Annotated in this window: 10 protein-coding genes; 6 read left to right on the top strand and 4 right to left on the bottom strand. The window is 56.8% G+C overall.

Translation table 11 applies throughout. The annotated features are described in order from the left end of the window. Positions 1–403 precede the first annotated feature (403 nt). A complete protein-coding gene (gene purL, locus LPW13_RS09535) occupies positions 404–4,282 on the top strand; it encodes a phosphoribosylformylglycinamidine synthase (protein ID WP_230434913.1) in 3,879 nt (1,292 codons plus the stop codon). A gap of 84 nt (positions 4,283–4,366) precedes the next feature. On the opposite strand, the gene LPW13_RS09530 is transcribed toward purL, so the two are convergent. After that, on the bottom strand, positions 4,367–5,989 hold the full coding sequence (locus LPW13_RS09530; protein WP_230434912.1) for a PQQ-dependent sugar dehydrogenase: 1,623 nt from the start codon (positions 5,987–5,989) through the stop codon (positions 4,367–4,369). Positions 5,990–6,157: 168 nt separating this feature from the next. Here LPW13_RS09530 and LPW13_RS09525 point away from each other — a divergent pair, with 168 nt between their 5' ends. Then, entirely contained in the window at positions 6,158–7,303 is a 1,146-nt protein-coding gene (locus LPW13_RS09525; protein WP_230434911.1) for a sterol desaturase family protein, read from the top strand. Between the two features lie 207 nt (positions 7,304–7,510). Here the strand turns inward: LPW13_RS09525 and LPW13_RS09520 are convergent, their stop codons facing one another. Then, entirely contained in the window at positions 7,511–8,209 is a 699-nt protein-coding gene (locus LPW13_RS09520; protein ID WP_230434910.1) for a DUF4197 domain-containing protein, read from the bottom strand. Positions 8,210–8,454: 245 nt separating this feature from the next. On the opposite strand from LPW13_RS09520, the gene LPW13_RS09515 reads away from it, so the two are divergent. Both LPW13_RS09515 and LPW13_RS09510 read left to right on the top strand, forming a co-directional pair. Then, the gene (locus LPW13_RS09515; RefSeq protein WP_329957889.1) at positions 8,455–9,300 is read left to right on the top strand and encodes a carbonic anhydrase family protein; all 846 of its coding nucleotides are present in this window, start codon (positions 8,455–8,457) and stop codon (positions 9,298–9,300) included. A 418-nt stretch (positions 9,301–9,718) separates the two neighbouring features. Next, positions 9,719–10,042, top strand: a complete 324-nt coding sequence (locus LPW13_RS09510; RefSeq protein ID WP_230434906.1) for a TfoX/Sxy family protein — start codon at positions 9,719–9,721, stop codon at positions 10,040–10,042. A 28-nt stretch (positions 10,043–10,070) separates the two neighbouring features. Here LPW13_RS09510 and LPW13_RS09505 read toward each other — a convergent pair whose 3' ends face one another. Further along, positions 10,071–11,189 (bottom strand): cation diffusion facilitator family transporter, encoded by a 1,119-nt coding sequence (locus LPW13_RS09505; RefSeq protein ID WP_230434905.1) that lies wholly within the window; start codon positions 11,187–11,189, stop codon positions 10,071–10,073. A 301-nt stretch (positions 11,190–11,490) separates the two neighbouring features. On the opposite strand from LPW13_RS09505, the gene LPW13_RS09500 reads away from it, so the two are divergent. Together LPW13_RS09500 and LPW13_RS09495 are read left to right on the top strand one after the other, a co-directional pair. Further along, positions 11,491–12,993 carry a flavin-containing monooxygenase gene (locus LPW13_RS09500; RefSeq protein ID WP_230434903.1) on the top strand — a complete coding sequence of 501 codons (1,503 nt, stop codon included), beginning with the start codon at positions 11,491–11,493 and terminating at the stop codon, positions 12,991–12,993. 298 nt (positions 12,994–13,291) lie between these two features. After that, positions 13,292–15,079 (top strand): arylsulfatase, encoded by a 1,788-nt coding sequence (locus tag LPW13_RS09495; RefSeq protein ID WP_230434901.1) that lies wholly within the window; start codon positions 13,292–13,294, stop codon positions 15,077–15,079. Between the two features lie 55 nt (positions 15,080–15,134). Here the strand turns inward: LPW13_RS09495 and LPW13_RS09490 are convergent, their stop codons facing one another. Continuing rightward, a complete protein-coding gene (locus LPW13_RS09490) occupies positions 15,135–16,121 on the bottom strand; it encodes an HAD family hydrolase (protein WP_230434900.1) in 987 nt (328 codons plus the stop codon). Positions 16,122–16,130: the final 9 nt, after the last annotated feature.

The raw sequence follows: 16,130 nt of genomic DNA, 5'->3' as shown, positions 1-16,130 counted from the left end.
TCAGGTCGTGACGAAAGCGCCGCAATTTTACCCCATATCCCGTGCGTCTGACCAATCTGAGTGGATTGGCGTGCGTTACTTCGTGGCTCTTTTGTGATGCGTCGGCTTGTTTTGCTGCACCTTTCAGTGTAGTTGATGCAGGAGCGCTAGGCGCTGTATTAGCGCGATTTCAAGGGGTTTACCCTGTCTCGGCGTACCTTGTTTTCCCATCTGAGTGTGTTCGGGGGCGCTACGTTTCAATGCATAAACCCCTACACTTACCTCCTGTACATAGCCGGACCTTTAATGGCAGTGTTGGAGTGGCGGCGCTTCGGGTACAATGCGCGCGCTCCGAATCCCGGTGTTCCTGCGTACGCTTCCGGTACGCAGGCGCTCTAATCATGACAAGAGGCCAACTCCCGCGATGCAAGTTCTGCGTGGTGCTCCCGCACTGTCGAAATTCCGCCATCAAAAACTGCTCTCCCAGCTCCGCGCCCTGAACCCAGCGGTTCAGGAGGTGTATGCCGAGTATGTGCACTTTGCCGACAGCCCCAAGCTGGATAATCAGGACCAGGTGCTGCTGGAGCGATTGCTTCAGTACGGCCCCACTGAAGAGAAGCACACGCCGGAAGGCGAACTGCTGCTCGTGGTTCCGCGTCCGGGCACTATTTCCCCCTGGTCCTCCAAGGCGACAGACATCGCGCACAATGCCGGTCTCACCCAGGTGCGCCGCCTGGAGCGGGGATTGGCCTTCTATATTGCCGGCGTCAAATTAACTGAAGCTGAACGGGCTGATCTGGCGGCGCTATTGCACGATCGCATGGTAGAGAGCGTGTTCTCGCAGATGGAACAAGCGGAAGCGCTGTTTGAGGTGGAAGCCCCCCGTGAAATGGGCACCGTCGACGTGCTGGATGGCGGCCGCGAAGCCCTCGAACGGGCCAATGTGGGCCTGGGCCTGGCGCTGGCGGATGACGAGATTGATTATCTGCTGACCAGCTTTGAAGAGTTGGAGCGCAACCCCACGGATGTGGAGCTGATGATGTTCGCCCAGGCGAACTCTGAGCACTGCCGTCACAAGATCTTCAATGCCAGCTGGACCATCGATGGCGAGGAGATGCCGCACTCCCTGTTCGGTATGATCAAGAATACTTACCAGAAGGGCGGTGAAGGCGTCCTGTCTGCCTACGCGGATAACGCCGCGGTGGTGGTCGGCCACAAAGCGGGCCGCTTCTACCCGGACCCTGTCACCAAAGAGTACGGCTTCAGCCAGGAAGCCATCCACCTGCTGATGAAGGTGGAAACCCATAACCACCCCACCGCGATTGCGCCGTTTGCCGGCGCCGGCACTGGCGCCGGTGGCGAGATCCGCGACGAGGGCGCCGTGGGCCGCGGTTCCAAGCCCAAGGTGGGCCTGACCGGCTTTACCGTATCCAACCTGCAGATCCCCGGTGCCCTGCAGCCCTGGGAAGTGAACTACGGCAAGCCCGAGCGCATCGTTACTGCGCTGGACATCATGATCGAGGGCCCCATCGGCGGTGCCGCGTTTAACAACGAATTCGGTCGTCCCAACATCTGTGGCTATTTCCGTACCTTTGAAGAAGACTTCAACGGCGAGCGCCGGGGCTACCACAAGCCGATCATGCTCGCCGGCGGCTACGGCAATATCCGTGAAGAGCACGTGGACAAGCCGGAATTCAAGCCCGGCGCCAAGCTGATCGTACTGGGCGGCCCAGCGATGCTGATCGGCCTCGGTGGCGGCGCCGCCTCCAGTATGGCCAGCGGCTCCAGCTCCGAAGACCTGGATTTCGCCTCGGTACAGCGCCAGAACCCGGAAATCGAGCGCCGCTGTCAGGAAGTGATTGATCAGTGCTGGCAGCAGGGCGACAAGAACCCCATCGCCTTTATCCACGATGTGGGCGCCGGTGGTCTTTCCAATGCCTTCCCGGAGCTGGTCAAAGACGGCGGCACCGGCGGCAATTTCGAACTGCGTAATGTGCCCTCCGACGAGCCGGGCATGAGCCCGCTGGAGATCTGGTGTAACGAATCTCAGGAGCGCTATGTGCTGGCAGTGATGCCGGAGGACCTGGAGCGCTTCGAGAAGATCTGCGAGCGCGAGCGCGCGCCGTTCGCAGTGGTCGGCGAAGCCACCGACGAGAAGCACCTGACCCTGAACGACAAGCAGCTCGACGCCAAGCCGGTAGACCTGCCCATGTCTGTGCTGTTCGGTAAGCCGCCGAAGATGCACCGTGTGGCGGAGAAAGTAGAAGCCAGGACCACGGCGTTCGATACCAGCAAGATCGACCTGAACGAAGCGGCAGAACGCGTATTGCGCCTGCCTACCGTGGCCAGCAAAAGCTTTCTGATTACCATCGGCGACCGCACCGTAACCGGTCAGGTCTCCCGGGATCAGATGGTCGGCCCCTGGCAGGTGCCGGTGGCAGACTGCGCGGTAACTACCGTGGCCTACGACAGCACCAAGGGTGAGGCCATGTCCATGGGTGAGCGTACCCCGGTAGCGCTGCTGGATGCGCCCGCGTCCGGCCGTCTGGCGGTAGGTGAAGCGATTACCAACATCGCCGCGGCACCGATCAGCAAGCTGTCCGATATCAAGCTTTCCGCCAACTGGATGTGCGCCGCCAGCCATCCGGGGGAAGAAGAAAAGCTCTATCGCACCGTGGAAGCGGTGGGTATGGAGCTGTGCCCGGATCTCGGTATCACCATTCCGGTGGGCAAGGACTCCATGTCCATGCGTACCGCCTGGAATGATGGCGGTGAGGACAAGGCGGTAACCGCGCCGCTGTCTCTGGTGATCTCCGCATTCAGTCCAGTCTCTGACGTGCGCAAAGTGGCGACCCCGCAGCTGCGCAAAATGCGTAAAGGCGAGAGCGAACTGATGCTTGTCGACCTGGGTGCGGGTAAAAACCGCCTGGGCGGCTCCTGTCTGGCCCAGGTCTACAGTGAGCTGGGTGATACCCCGGCGGACCTGGACGATGCCAAGCGCCTCAGGGGCTTCTTCGAAATCATGCAGGAGTTGCTGGAAGAAGAGAAAGTCATCGCGTACCACGACCGTTCTGACGGCGGCCTCTTCGCCACCCTGGCGGAGATGAGTTTTGCCGGTCGTGTGGGTATTGATGTAGAGATCTTCGATCTGGGTGAAGACCCGATCGCCGCGCTGTTCAATGAAGAGTTGGGTGCTGTGTTGCAGGTGCCTACCGCCGACGCGGATATGCTGGCGATGCGTTTTGCCTCTGTCGGTGTGCCCGCACACCGGATCGGTGAGTTGAACGATAACGAACACCTGCGTATCACTCGTGAAGACAGAGAGATCTTCAATCGCAGCCGTGCCGAGCTGCAACAGATCTGGAGTGAAACCAGCTACCGTATTCAATCCCTGCGCGACAATGCCGATTGCGCGAAGCAGGAATTTGATGCCATCGCCAAAAGCGTCAAGGAAGATCCGGGCCTGTCTGTCAGTCTTTCTTACGACATCAATGAAGATATCGCCGCGCCTTATATAAAGAAGGGTGTGCGTCCGAAGATCGCGATCCTGCGCGAGCAGGGCGTCAACAGCCAGGTGGAAATGGCGCACGCCTTCCACCGCGCCGGTTTCAATGCTATTGACGTCCACATGAGCGATATTCTCGCCGGTCGTGTTGAACTCGATCAGTTCAAGGGATTGGTTGGCTGTGGTGGCTTCTCCTACGGCGATGTACTCGGCGCCGGTGAAGGCTGGGCCAAGACCATCCTGTTCAACGATCGTGCCCGCGACCAGTTTGCCGGCTTCTTTAACCGCAAGGACACCTTCGGTCTCGGCGTGTGCAACGGTTGTCAGATGTTCTCCGTGATCAAGGAATTGATCCCGGGTGCCGATCACTGGCCGCGCTTTGTGCGCAATCTGTCTGAACAGTACGAGGCGCGTTTCGCGCTGGTGGGCGTGGAAGATTCTCCATCGGTACTGTTCAAGGGCATGGCCGGTTCCTACATGCCGGTTGCGGTGGCGCACGGTGAAGGCCGGGTGGAGTTCGCCAGCCAGGAGCAACTGGAAGCCTGTGAAGACTCCGGCACCATCGCCATGCGCTACCTGAACAACAAGCAGGAAATTACCGAGACCTACCCGGCCAACCCCAATGGCTCGGTCAACGGTATCACTTCGCTGTGTTCTGAAGACGGTCGCGTCACCATCATGATGCCGCACCCGGAACGCGTTGCCCGCGCTGTCAGCAACAGCTGGCACCCGGACGACTGGGAAGAGGATTCCGGCTGGATGCGTCTGTTCCGCAATGCTCGGGTGTTTGTCGATTAATCATCGCTGGCTCGAAAAAAACCGCTCAATCGAGCGGTTTTTTTATGTCTGGGCAATATGTTGATAATCAATGGACGTGCAACGTCAGTCGCGCTCAGCCACTGATGCCAGAATAGTGGCGATTTCGGTACTTTCCAGTTGGCCCGTTGGTGGCATAAATCCAGATTCGCTGGTCAGCTTCTGCTCCAGGAGGGTGGTACCACCTTTCAGTTGCAGCCAACCGTCCTTCCGGTTCAACAGTTCTCCCGGGTTGCTTTGCAGCTCCAGGTGGCAACCAGTGCAGTTATTTAGCAATAGCTCGCGCGCCGCACCGTCGAAGTGGATCCCGTCGATCTGTGAGAGCTGCTGATCTCCCTGGGTATCTGCGTAAGCCTGTCCTCGGGACAGACGCAAAAGAGCAGGGTTTTTGTCATCGACAATCAACAGAGATCCGTCCTGCAGTTGCAACAAACCGACGGGCGCACCTTCCGGTCTCAGTCCGTCCACCTTGTTCCACTTACTGATCACTTCCCGGTGTTGTGCATCGGCACTCGAACCGCCGCGCGGCGCCATCGTGTGTGTGGTGAACGTTCGGGCGGGAGCGATGGGGTCGCGGTTGAAGCGGACGTGTTTGACCAGTTGTGGCAGTCCGTCCGCTGAAGTGGCGTAACTGACCAGCCTGTTGCCAACCACGCGATAGCCATGCCAGCTGACCAGTAATTGATTTTTCAGTGCCGGCAGTAAATCGCCGTCGTAATAGAGCATATCCAGTGGCGCAACATGGGGCGGCATCAGGCTATAAGGCTCGATGTAGTCCGCGCGATCACAGCCGCTGGTGTCTTGGTCGATCCCCTGGCCAACACTTAGGCGCCGGTTGAAGCAGTAGGGCCAGCCGTAGAAACCACCGGGCTGGATTACATTGATTTCCTCGTAGGGCTCCTCGGCGTCTTTGAAGTCTGTGCTGTTCTCTCCCTGTAGTACGGTGCCGCTAGGGTGTACGACAAGGGCTACGGAGTTGCGCAGACCGCTGGCGTAGAGGGTAAAGTCGCTGTCCCACGCATTGCTGTCAGGCTGATAGCGATAGTGGCGGAGGCCGGTGGTGTCCAGCTCATCACAGGTTTGCGAAACGGAGCTCAGGCCGCAGTCGTCGGTTTTTGAGCCGGCGTTTACCAGCAGATCACCACCGGGCAGAAAGACAAAACTGGTGAGGGGATGCAGGTGGCTGCCTGGGGTGTAGGGCAGGTTGTCGACCACGGTTTCCCGGTCAACCATCTGATTACCCCGCAGCCGGAAGCGCGTTATCCGGTTGGCTTCACCCACATAGATTCGCCCATCCGGGCCCAGCTTGATGTCGTGGGGCAGGTTCATTCCTGTGGCGAGTTTGTGGATGCCTTGCACGCGATTATAGCTACCGTCACTGAATTCAAGTAGCCAGAGAATCCCTTTGCCCCCACTCCAGCCGCCCATGTCGGTAACCAGAATCTGGTTGCTCCGGGGTAACTCCAGCGCTTTGCGCGGTTTGATAAAGTCTGCGCCGGAGCGGGCGCTTGCCAGCAGACCGAGACAGGTGCCGGGCATGGTGCCGACGGGGAGTTTGGGGAGTCCATCACAAGTCTCGTTGAGCGGTTGGTAGCTGGCGGCCGCGGAAGCAGTGGCACAGAAGGCAATAACCAAGCCGCTTACCAGACTGCCTGCCAAACCACGTGCCCATGTTAAAAGTGTATTCATACAGCGGGTTACTCAATCGTTCTTATCGGTGCGTCAGGGCCTGTCGGCCTGGGCGGGAAACTTAAACCATCCCCGCACCGGTGTTAAGTAACAAACTGGTATCGAGTCACAGGTCGGTAGTACTATTTCGCGCAATCGACAGTGTTATTGCTTCAACAGGGAAGTCAGATGGAAACAGAATATCAATACCAAAAGCGGCGGGTACCGCTGGATCGAAACAGCGAGTTCCGGTTTGGGGAGGGGAAAATCAGTGGGTACCTGTCGATTACACTCGGTACCCTGAGTTTACTGGCGGTACTTGCTTACCGTTATCCTGCATACCTGACGACCATTGAGCTGCGTCAGGTCTATGATGCGGAATTTCTCCAGCAGCTTCTCAAGTACGGGATGTACTTTTCCCTGTTTTTCGGTTTGTTGACGTTTTTCCTGAATCGCCGCAAACGGATGGGCATTACGGGTATTGGGTTGACTGTGTTGGGGTTTTTACTCGGTGGCTACGACATTCCGGTGGGGCCTGTGGAGCCAGTGCGCCTGTCACTGGGCGTCGACTGGTTGATTCTTGCCTTTCTCGGTTCCGTGGGTGTATTTATGACACTGGAAAAGCTGTTTCCCAAATATCGCAATCAGGTGATTTTGCGGGATGAGTGGGGATTGGATCTATTCTATTTCTGTTTCAATCATTTGATGATCTCAGCCATCCTGATCTATGGCAACTACCACGCAAGCCACTTTCACTGGGCGGTGAGTGAGAGTGTGCAGCAGGCGGTGCAGTCAGTACCGCTGTTAATTCAGGTATGTCTGATCGTTATCTGTGCTGATTTTGTGCTGTATTGGGAACACCGCCTGTATCACGAAGTGCGAGTACTCTGGCCGGTGCACGCGGTGCACCATTCGGTGGAGAGCATGGATTGGCTGGCCGGATCGCGCGGGCATTTTATTCAGGTGTTTTCAGAGCGCGCGATGGTAATGGTGCCCCTGTACCTACTGGGTGCGGATCAGGCCGCGCTGGATATCTATGTTGCTTTTGCGGCGCTGCAGGCGATTCTGATTCACTGCAACCTGCGCTTCTCGTTCGGCCCCCTGAGGTACATTTTCGTGACGCCGCAATTCCACCACTGGCACCACAGCTCGGAAAAGCCCGCTATCGATACCAATTACTCCGCACATACGGTACTTTTTGATCGTGTCTTCAATACCTACCATATGCCGGAGGAACACTGGCCGGCGGAGTACGGTACAACCGTACGTTTGCCGCGCAGTTACCTGGGCCAATTACTGTATCCGGTACAGAGTCTGCTGGGGCGGAAGCGCTAAAGGTCCGCTTCTCTCTGATGGGGCCTGCTTGCGGGCGAACCCAAAGGTCCGGTTCACAGGGAGTGCTGTTTACTGAAGCCACACAGTGGCAGTGTCGCTACCGGACGCGCAGAGTTTTGCTAAGTAACAACATTCCGAGCAGGCGTTTGTGGAAGGAAATGGACAAGGGCTGCGAGCTGGGGCAGCAGCCCGCTGGTGCCAGTCAGATTACTCTCTGAATACCTGCCCGATCAAAACACTCCCCCGGGCTACCGGGTCCTTCCTGATCAGTGCTTCCTCCTGGCCGATACGGCTGAAAAGTGTGGTCATGCTGTTGTCGATCACATAGCTCTCCAGGTTCATATTAGGCTTGTTAGCAATGGGCAGCTTTTCATAGATTGCCAGTACTTCCTCGTATTGATCATAGAAGCCGGTTTTGCGCAGGCTGGCTTCCACAATCGGCTGGTAGCGCTGGCGCAGGGTGGTTTCGGTGTGGCCGCGGAAGTAATCTGTGGCGGCGGTATCGCCGCCGCGCACAATGCCGAGGGCATCGGTGACGGTCATGCTGGTGACGGCCTGTTTGAATACCGGCGCAGCTTCCACAACGGCCTGTTCTGCACCGCGGTTCATGGCGTTTTCCAACTGGTCCACGTAGGCGCCGAACCCCATCTGGCGCATTGTGTCCGCCGCCGGGCGTGCTGAGGCGGGTAGGCGCAGGCGGAAGGCACCGGTTTGCGAGAGGCTGGCGCTGGCGCGGTCGGTGCTGGTGTGCAGGACTTCTTTGATACCGCCGGCGAGGCGGGAGTCGGTATCGTAGCCGGCGTTTTTGGCCACCTGGTTGCCCACCTCGAGCCAGGGGGACACCGCTTCCATATTCTGGCAGCCAGTCAGCGCAAGCATTCCCGCCAGTAGCCAATAGTGTTTCATTGGAAAATCTCCTCGGTTACAGATGCGGCGATTTTACCTTATCTGCACGCGGGGGAGAGTGACGGGGTTCTTCCCCTTGGCGGGCTAAACGGGCCCGGCAGTACCACCGCCACTTGGTGGCTTAAGTGAACAACATTACGGATCTCCGGGGCTGCTCCGTTCTTGCATGTCGCGAAATTCGTCTAGACTGAGATTGACGCCTCACACAGTACCTACTTTTCTGAGGATAACTCGACACCACCATTATGCTGGTCGCTTTCACTGTGCCATCAGCAACTTCAGCGGACTTGACTATGTGTAATGAACCGAATCGCTCGACCCCTCATTCATCTGCCCGCAGTAAGTCCAGTGCTCACCCCGGGTACGAGAAAGGAGCAAGTCGCCGCCAGGTAATCAGGGGGGTGCTGGGTGCCGGTATTGCGGGATTGGCAGCCGGTACGGGTCTGATGGGTTATTCCGGTGTCAGCCTTGCCGCAGCACTCACCAAAGAGCAGCGGGATGCCATGACCCCCGATGACATCATCAAAATGATGAAAGAGGGAAATGCGCGCTTCCGCGCGGGAAAGTTGCAACAGCAGGACTTTCTGGCACAAAAGCGTGCCAGTGCAACCGGGCAGTTTCCGGCTGCCGCCATTCTCAGCTGCATTGATTCCCGCACGCCCGCAGAGATTCTTTTGGACATGGGGCTGGGCGAGTCATTCAACACCCGGATTGCGGGCAATATCTGTAATGACGATATTGTCGGTAGCCTGGAGTTTGCTTGTGCCGCAGCGGGGGCCAAAGTGATACTGGTGATGGGGCACAGTGCCTGCGGTGCAGTCAAAGGCGCTATCGATAACGTTAAGTTGGGCAAACTTACGGGATTGCTGGAAGAAATCAGGCCCGCAGTCGAAGCCACGCAATACGATGGCGATCGTACGGGTAAAAATGCGGAGTTTGTGGATCTTGTTGCCGCCACCAATGTGCGACGCGCAATGGGGCAGATTCGCGACGAAAGCGATGTGCTCAGTAAGCTGGAAAAGGAAGGAAAGCTGAAAATTGTCGGTGCTATGTATTACCTGGATGGTGGCCGGCTGGAAATGCTGGAGTGATTGCTGGCGATTGGTTACTGCCAGGGTAAATATCTCCAATACACTGTACTGGCTGTTGATTTCCGCAAGTAGGTTGTTCGGTTCAGTGGATGTCAAACGTGGCCTCGGTTTGCACTTGAGTAGGAACCACGGGCAATCGGGTCCGGAATGTTATTTATTATCTGCTACACTTAAGGCAATAATGGCAATAAATTTTCACACATGGTGAATCGCCTGCAATTCTTGCTGAATCTGTTCCGTACCGCATTTCTCGGCGAGGACCGCGAGCAAGGGGTTATCACCGGTTTATTGTCACCCAGCTCCCCGGTGCGCCACCTCCCTCCAATGACAAAGCCGCCCACTGTATACCTGTGCCCGGGTTTTTGGATGCTGCAAGACACGAATTCTCTTCACAGCAATAAACAGCAAGGAGATTGCTATGGGATACAACGAGACGCTGGCGCAACAGGTCCGCAAGCTGCTGGGGCAGAATGATGGCCTGAGCGAAAAGCAGATGTTTGGTGGCCTGGCCTTCATGCTAAACGGCAATATGGCCTGTGGTGTGGTCGGCGAAGAGCTGATGGTGCGGGTCGGCCCGGAGAACTATGACGACGCATTGAGCGAGCGTTATACCCGGCCCATGGATTACACCGGCAGACCCCTGAAGGGTATGGTCTATGTGGAAGAGGATGCAATTGCGGAAGACCTGAATGGCTGGGTAAGCCGGGGCGTTGAGTTTGCCGGTTCACTGCCGCCCAAATAGTGCCTGTCGGCTGTGCTGAACCCCTCTGTCACACGCTCGATTCCAGCTGCCCCGGGTCGTCCAGTTTGGATGGCTCGGCGATGCCTTCAATTTCAAGTGTCAGGTGGGAAACCTGCGGGCATCGCATCTTGAGTTCCGCTTCCAGTGAATCGATAACGCCCTCTGTTGCCTCCAGCGTCGCCTGAATGGTTGCGCGGGTTTCTGCATATTCCACCACGGCCTCAGTGCGCCGGTGTTCTGGTACCCGTTCCAACAGTGACTTCTCGTGCGCCTCAATACGTTCGCGCATATTGCGCATCAACACTTCCTCCCTTAACTCGATTTCCGCCACGATCACCGTATGGGTCTCGTCAACGATAACCGAGCGCAGATCGTGGTATTGCTCGATCTCCGGACGTTTCTGTATCAGATCCTGAAACGCCCGCTCTGCATCCCGATCCCGGATACTGGTGAGGTAGCGGATATTCACTCGACCGAGAAATATGGCGGTAAATCCGAGCATGAGGGCAATCAGTACCGAAAAGCCGATATCCCATCGGGGGTTGCCGGTTATCTGGGTCATGCCGATACCGGTAGCGGCGAGAATCACGCCGGTAACTGCAATACTGTCCTCCAGTAAGACAGCAATCAGGGTGGGATCGTCTGCATCCGCCAGATAACGGAAAGGGTTGCGCTTGCCCTCTGCGCGCATGCGGGATAAAAATTCCCGCCCCGCCACCAGCAGCACATAGCCCTCCAGTACAAATGCAATTATCAGCACCGCCCCGGAAATCCAGATTGGTGCTATCTCAAACCCCAATACCGTCACCGTGTCTGGCAGCGGGGTGTGTCCAAGATTACGCCAGGCGTGCCAGGCATGGGCGAGGCCGAGACCGCAGCCAATGGAAAACAGGCCAATGGCACTCCAGAGATTCCAGAGATATTTTTTCTGGCCGTGGCCAAAGGCATACTGATGATCAGCCGGCAGGCCGCCGCGTTTCAGCCCGATGAGCAGGAAGACCTGGTTTAGCGTATCCATCAGGCTGTGGACAGCCTCGTTCATCATTGCGGCAGAATGTGTTACGAGTGCGGCAAAGCCTTTCAATACGGTAATAATGGCGTTGACGCAGATGGCGTAAATGACAGCCTTTTTAGATCCCTGGGCCATGGTTTTCCCGTGTTCTAGTTGGTTCAAAGTAACGCTAGCAGATCCAAGCCTGAATGGCGTTGGACTCAGCTATATGCCAGTCCTGTCGCCGCACCGCTTTTCCCTCGGGCGTTCCCAGAGTAGAACGCACCTCACCGGGGTGAACTACATTAACTGCCACAACCCGCATACGCTGGCGGCGCGATCCGAGGTAACCCGCTTTGGCGTGGTATGCTGGCCGGCACAATAACAAATGTTCCCTGAACTCATGCCTGATACTTTGCAAGGGTAATGGGCACTGAAATTGCCAGTGAGACGAATTATGCAGTCACAGCACTTCGAGACCCTCATTATTGGTGCCGGCCTCTCCGGCATCGGCACCGCCTGCCACCTGAAACAGCACTGCCCAGATCGGCAGTTCGCTATTCTCGAGCGTCGTGCGTGTATCGGCGGCACTTGGGATCTGTTCCGTTATCCCGGTATCCGTTCGGATTCCGACATGTTCACTTTCGGTTTCAGTTTCCGTCCCTGGGGTGGGGATCAGGTATTGGCGGACGGCCCATCGATTCGCAAATACTTGCGGGATACTGCGGAAGAATACCGTGTGACCGACCATATTCATTTCGGTGTGGATCTCAACTCTGCCGACTGGCGGAGTGGCGAGCAACAATGGGTACTGCGCGGCGTGCGGGAAGGAAAAGAGGTGACTTACACCTGTTCCGTGCTGATTTCCTGTACTGGTTACTATGACTATTCGCAGGGACATGAGCCCGACCTTCCCGACGTTGAACAATTCTCTGGTCAGATAGTGCATCCCCAGCACTGGCCGGAAAACCTGGATTACCAAGATAAGAACATCCTGGTGATCGGGAGCGGTGCCACCGCGGTGACCTTGGTGCCGGCACTGGCGGAGCAGGCGGCACAGGTCACCATGTTGCAGCGCTCTCCGACCTATATTCTTTCCATGCCCAGGCGGGACCGTTTTTTGGGGTTGCTGAACAGAGTACTGCCCGCGCATTGGGTATACCGCTTTGCCAGGCGCCGCAATCTGATGCTACATCGGGGTCTGTTCAGACTCTCTAAACGCTGGCCAGGGCTGATGCGCCGTCTGATGCTGCGCGGGGTTAAAAAAGCGCTGGCGGGCAGTGCGGATATGCGTCACTTTACCCCCAGTTATAATCCCTGGGACCAGCGCCTGTGTGCGGTGCCCGATGGCGACCTGTTCGAGGCGGTCAGGTCAGGCCGAGCCTCTGTAGTCACCGACGAAGTCGAAACTTTTACCGCGAAGGGCGTTCGACTCAAATCCGGCACCGAGCTGTCTGCGGATATCGTGGTGACCGCCACGGGGTTAAAGTTGCAGCTCCTTGGCGGTATGACACTGACCGTGGACGGACAGCGGGTGGATATGCGTAATCGCCTTACCTATAAAGGGGTATTGATGGAGGGCGTGCCGAATATGGCCTGGGTGTTCGGATACACCAACGCCGCCTGGACGCTGAAGTCAGACCTGTCGGCCGGTTATATCTGTCGTTTGCTGAATCACCTGACGGAGAGTGGGCAGGGCGTGTTTCTGCCCATCGATCGTGAAGGCTGCGTAGCCGATGAATCGGTGATGGCGGCCCTGCAATCAGGGTACGTACAGCGCGCCGATGGAATTCTCCCCCGCCAGGGAACCCGCTATCCATGGCGGCTGCTGAACGACTACGAGCGCGATAAAAAGCTGATGCTGGAAGCGCCGGTGGTAGATGGCGTGCTGAACTTCTATCCCGGTCTCAGCCGCGTGCAACCGGCACGACCTGTAACCGAGGATACTTCAGCCTGCTAATGGCCCATGCGAAGTTTGATAACCTGGTAACAAAGGAGCACAGCCAAAACTCCCAAGGCAAGGATGTGCAGAAATAGTGGTTCTATTTCAAGCTTTCTCAACGCCGAGCTGGGCCCATGGCGACAAGATGCGGTTCAATGAAGAGAGGGACAAGAAAGTACTTATTGTGTATCGCGAACGAGTATCTTCCAGCCCCCCCTGGCACAGCCCGTAAATTTAGGCGCTGAGTTTACCTCGACGTCGTGATTCCTTTCCTATCGTTGAACCTGTTGCTCTCTATTTTTACTGTGAGGTACATATGCGTTTCCAGTTCGGCGGGTTGGTCCTGCTGTTTGCTCTCTCGGGATGCGGCGATGAGGATCTGCATAATTCTACTCAGGCCAAGTTGCCGGGCGTCAAGCAGGCTGAAGCCGCTGCCCAGCAAGAGGATATGAATGTCCCTCCGGCCACGACGCAACCGCAAGGAGCTCCTCAGAATCCCCGTCCGCAGGAGCCGGCGGCCACGGCTACCAACCCCGCGGGCACCAAGCCTAATATCCTGCTGATCGTGTCCGACGACACCGGTTTCGGTGACCTCGGTCCCTATGGTGGAGGCGCCGGGCGCGGTATGCCGACACCGAATATTGATCGCCTGGCCGACGAAGGTATGACCTTCTTTTCATTCTATGCTCAGCCCAGCTGTACCCCCGGGCGCGCAGCGATACAGACCGGGCGTATTCCCAACCGTAGCGGTATGACCACGGTCGCGTTCCAGGGGCAGGGCGGCGGCCTGCCGAAAGAGGAGTGGACCCTCGGATCGGTTCTGAAAAAAGCGGGTTATAAAACCTACTTCACTGGCAAATGGCACTTAGGCGAGTCGGATTACGCACTCCCCAATGCCCAGGGTTATGACGTCATGGAGCACGCATTCCTGTATCACGCCAATGCCTATACCTACGGCGACCCCGAGTGGTTCCCGGAGATGGACCCGGAACTACGCAAAATGTTTGACAGCGTTACCAAGGGTTCCATGTCCGGCAATGCCGGTGAAAAACCCCGTGAAGATTGGAAAGTGAACGGCCAGTATGTCAACACGCCACAGGACGGGGTCGTCGGCTTGCCGTATCTCGACAATTATATCGAGCGCTCTGGAATAAAATTCCTTGAGGAGGCGGCCAAACACCCCGATCAGCCATTTTTTATCAATGTCAACTTCATGAAAGTCCATCAACCGAACCTGCCTGCACCGGAATTTCAGCACAAGTCCCTGTCGAAAACCAGGTACGCCGATTCCATGGTCGAGTTGGATACTCATATCGGCAATCTGATGAACAAATTGCGCGAACTGGGTCTGGATAAAAATACCTTGGTGTTTTATACCACCGACAACGGTGCCTGGCAGGATGTTTATCCCGATGCCGGTTATACGCCGTTACGCGGCACCAAGGGTACTGTGCGAGAGGGCGGCAATCGGGTTCCGGCGATAGCGATGTGGCCGGGCAAAATTGCGCCGGGCGTGCGCAACCACGACATTGTCGGCGGTCTGGACCTGATGGCGACATTTGCGGCACTTGCAGGAATCGAATTGCCGAAAGATGACCGGGGCGGTGCGCCGATTATCTTCGATAGTATTGATATGTCACCAATTCTGTTCGGTACCGGCAAAGGCCAGCGCAATTCCTGGTTCTACTTTACTGAAGATGAGTTGACCCCCGGTGCAGCGCGGGTGGGCCAGTACAAAGCAGTATTCAACCTGCGAGGCGATGACGGAGCGCAAACCGGCGGGCTGTCGGTAGATACCAACCTCGGTTGGAAAGGTCCACAGAAATATGTGGCCACGGTGCCGCAGATTTTTGATCTGTGGCAGGACCCGCAGGAACGCTATGACGTGTTCATGAACAATTTTACGGAACACACATGGACACTGGTGGTCTTCAACAAGTCGATCAGTGACCTGATGAAAACCTATGTGGAATATCCGCCGAGAAAGCTACAGAGTGAGGGCTACAGTGGGCCGATTACCCTGACACAGTACGAGCGGTTCAAATACATTCGCGAGGCGCTCAAGGAAGAAGGTGTGTCCATTCCGCTTCCTACCGGTAATTGACGGACGTAACAATAATCCCGCCACCCTTGTGGCGGGATCTTTTTAAACCTTGCGGTTACTGTTGCGGATGGATCACCTTCCAATCATTTTTCATATCCACTATCAACCACCCGTTCTTTTTCGCATTGTCGAGTGCCTTGTCGAGTCTGCCAAAGGTTGAGTCCCGGTCGTAGGCCCACTCCCGCTTTTCATCGGTGTGATGCACAAGCAGAGCGAAGCGCTTGCCATCACCACTGGTGGTCCACTCCAGCATCTGATAATCGCCATCGGAATTGCCGGCAGCAAATACCGGGTGGCGGCCGATGTATTGATAAATGCCCACCGGCTTTCCGTCCTTGTCGTCGATCAGGTTGATATCGGGCAGTTTGACGATAGCCGGTTTACCGTCGCGCATTTCGTACTTCGCCTTGAGGCTGCTACCGATGGTCTGCTCCGGCGGTACGCCGTAGGTCTGCTCGGCGAATACACGCATGAAATCCACTCCACCACCGGACACGATGAACGTCTTGAAACCGTTGGCGCGCAGATAGTTCAGCAGCTCCAGCATCGGTTGGTACACCATTTGATTGAACGGCTTACCGGTTTTGGGATGCCTGGCGGTAGCCAGCCACTGCCGCACATTGTCGGCGAACTGTTCGCTGGTCATGCCCGAGTGCGTCGCGGCGAGCATTTCCAGCAAGCCCTTCTCACCGGATGCCGCGACACCTTTCATATCGCCCTTTAACACAGAGGCAAAGGGTTCACGGGTTTTCCACTCGGGGTGCTCAGGCGCCATTCTCTTTACCTGATCGATCAGGTAGAACACCTGGAAATAGGCCGGCTGTTCCGACCAGAGGGTACCGTCGTTGTCGAAGGTGGCGATGCGCTCCTTCGGTGGAATATAGTCGGGGGAGCCCTCTTTGGTAACGCTGCCGACGAAATCCACAATGGCACGCTTGGATGCGCTGTCATTCCAGGATGGCAGCGGATCGCTCTGTGCGGCGGCGCCAGTCGCGAGCAATAGGAGAAGGTGAATGGCGAAAATGGGTAGCAGGCGTTTCATCGGCTGGAA

Source organism: Microbulbifer celer (assembly GCF_020991125.1).
Classification (GTDB): domain Bacteria; phylum Pseudomonadota; class Gammaproteobacteria; order Pseudomonadales; family Cellvibrionaceae; genus Microbulbifer; species Microbulbifer celer.
This window is presented reverse-complemented; position numbering and strand designations above follow the sequence as displayed.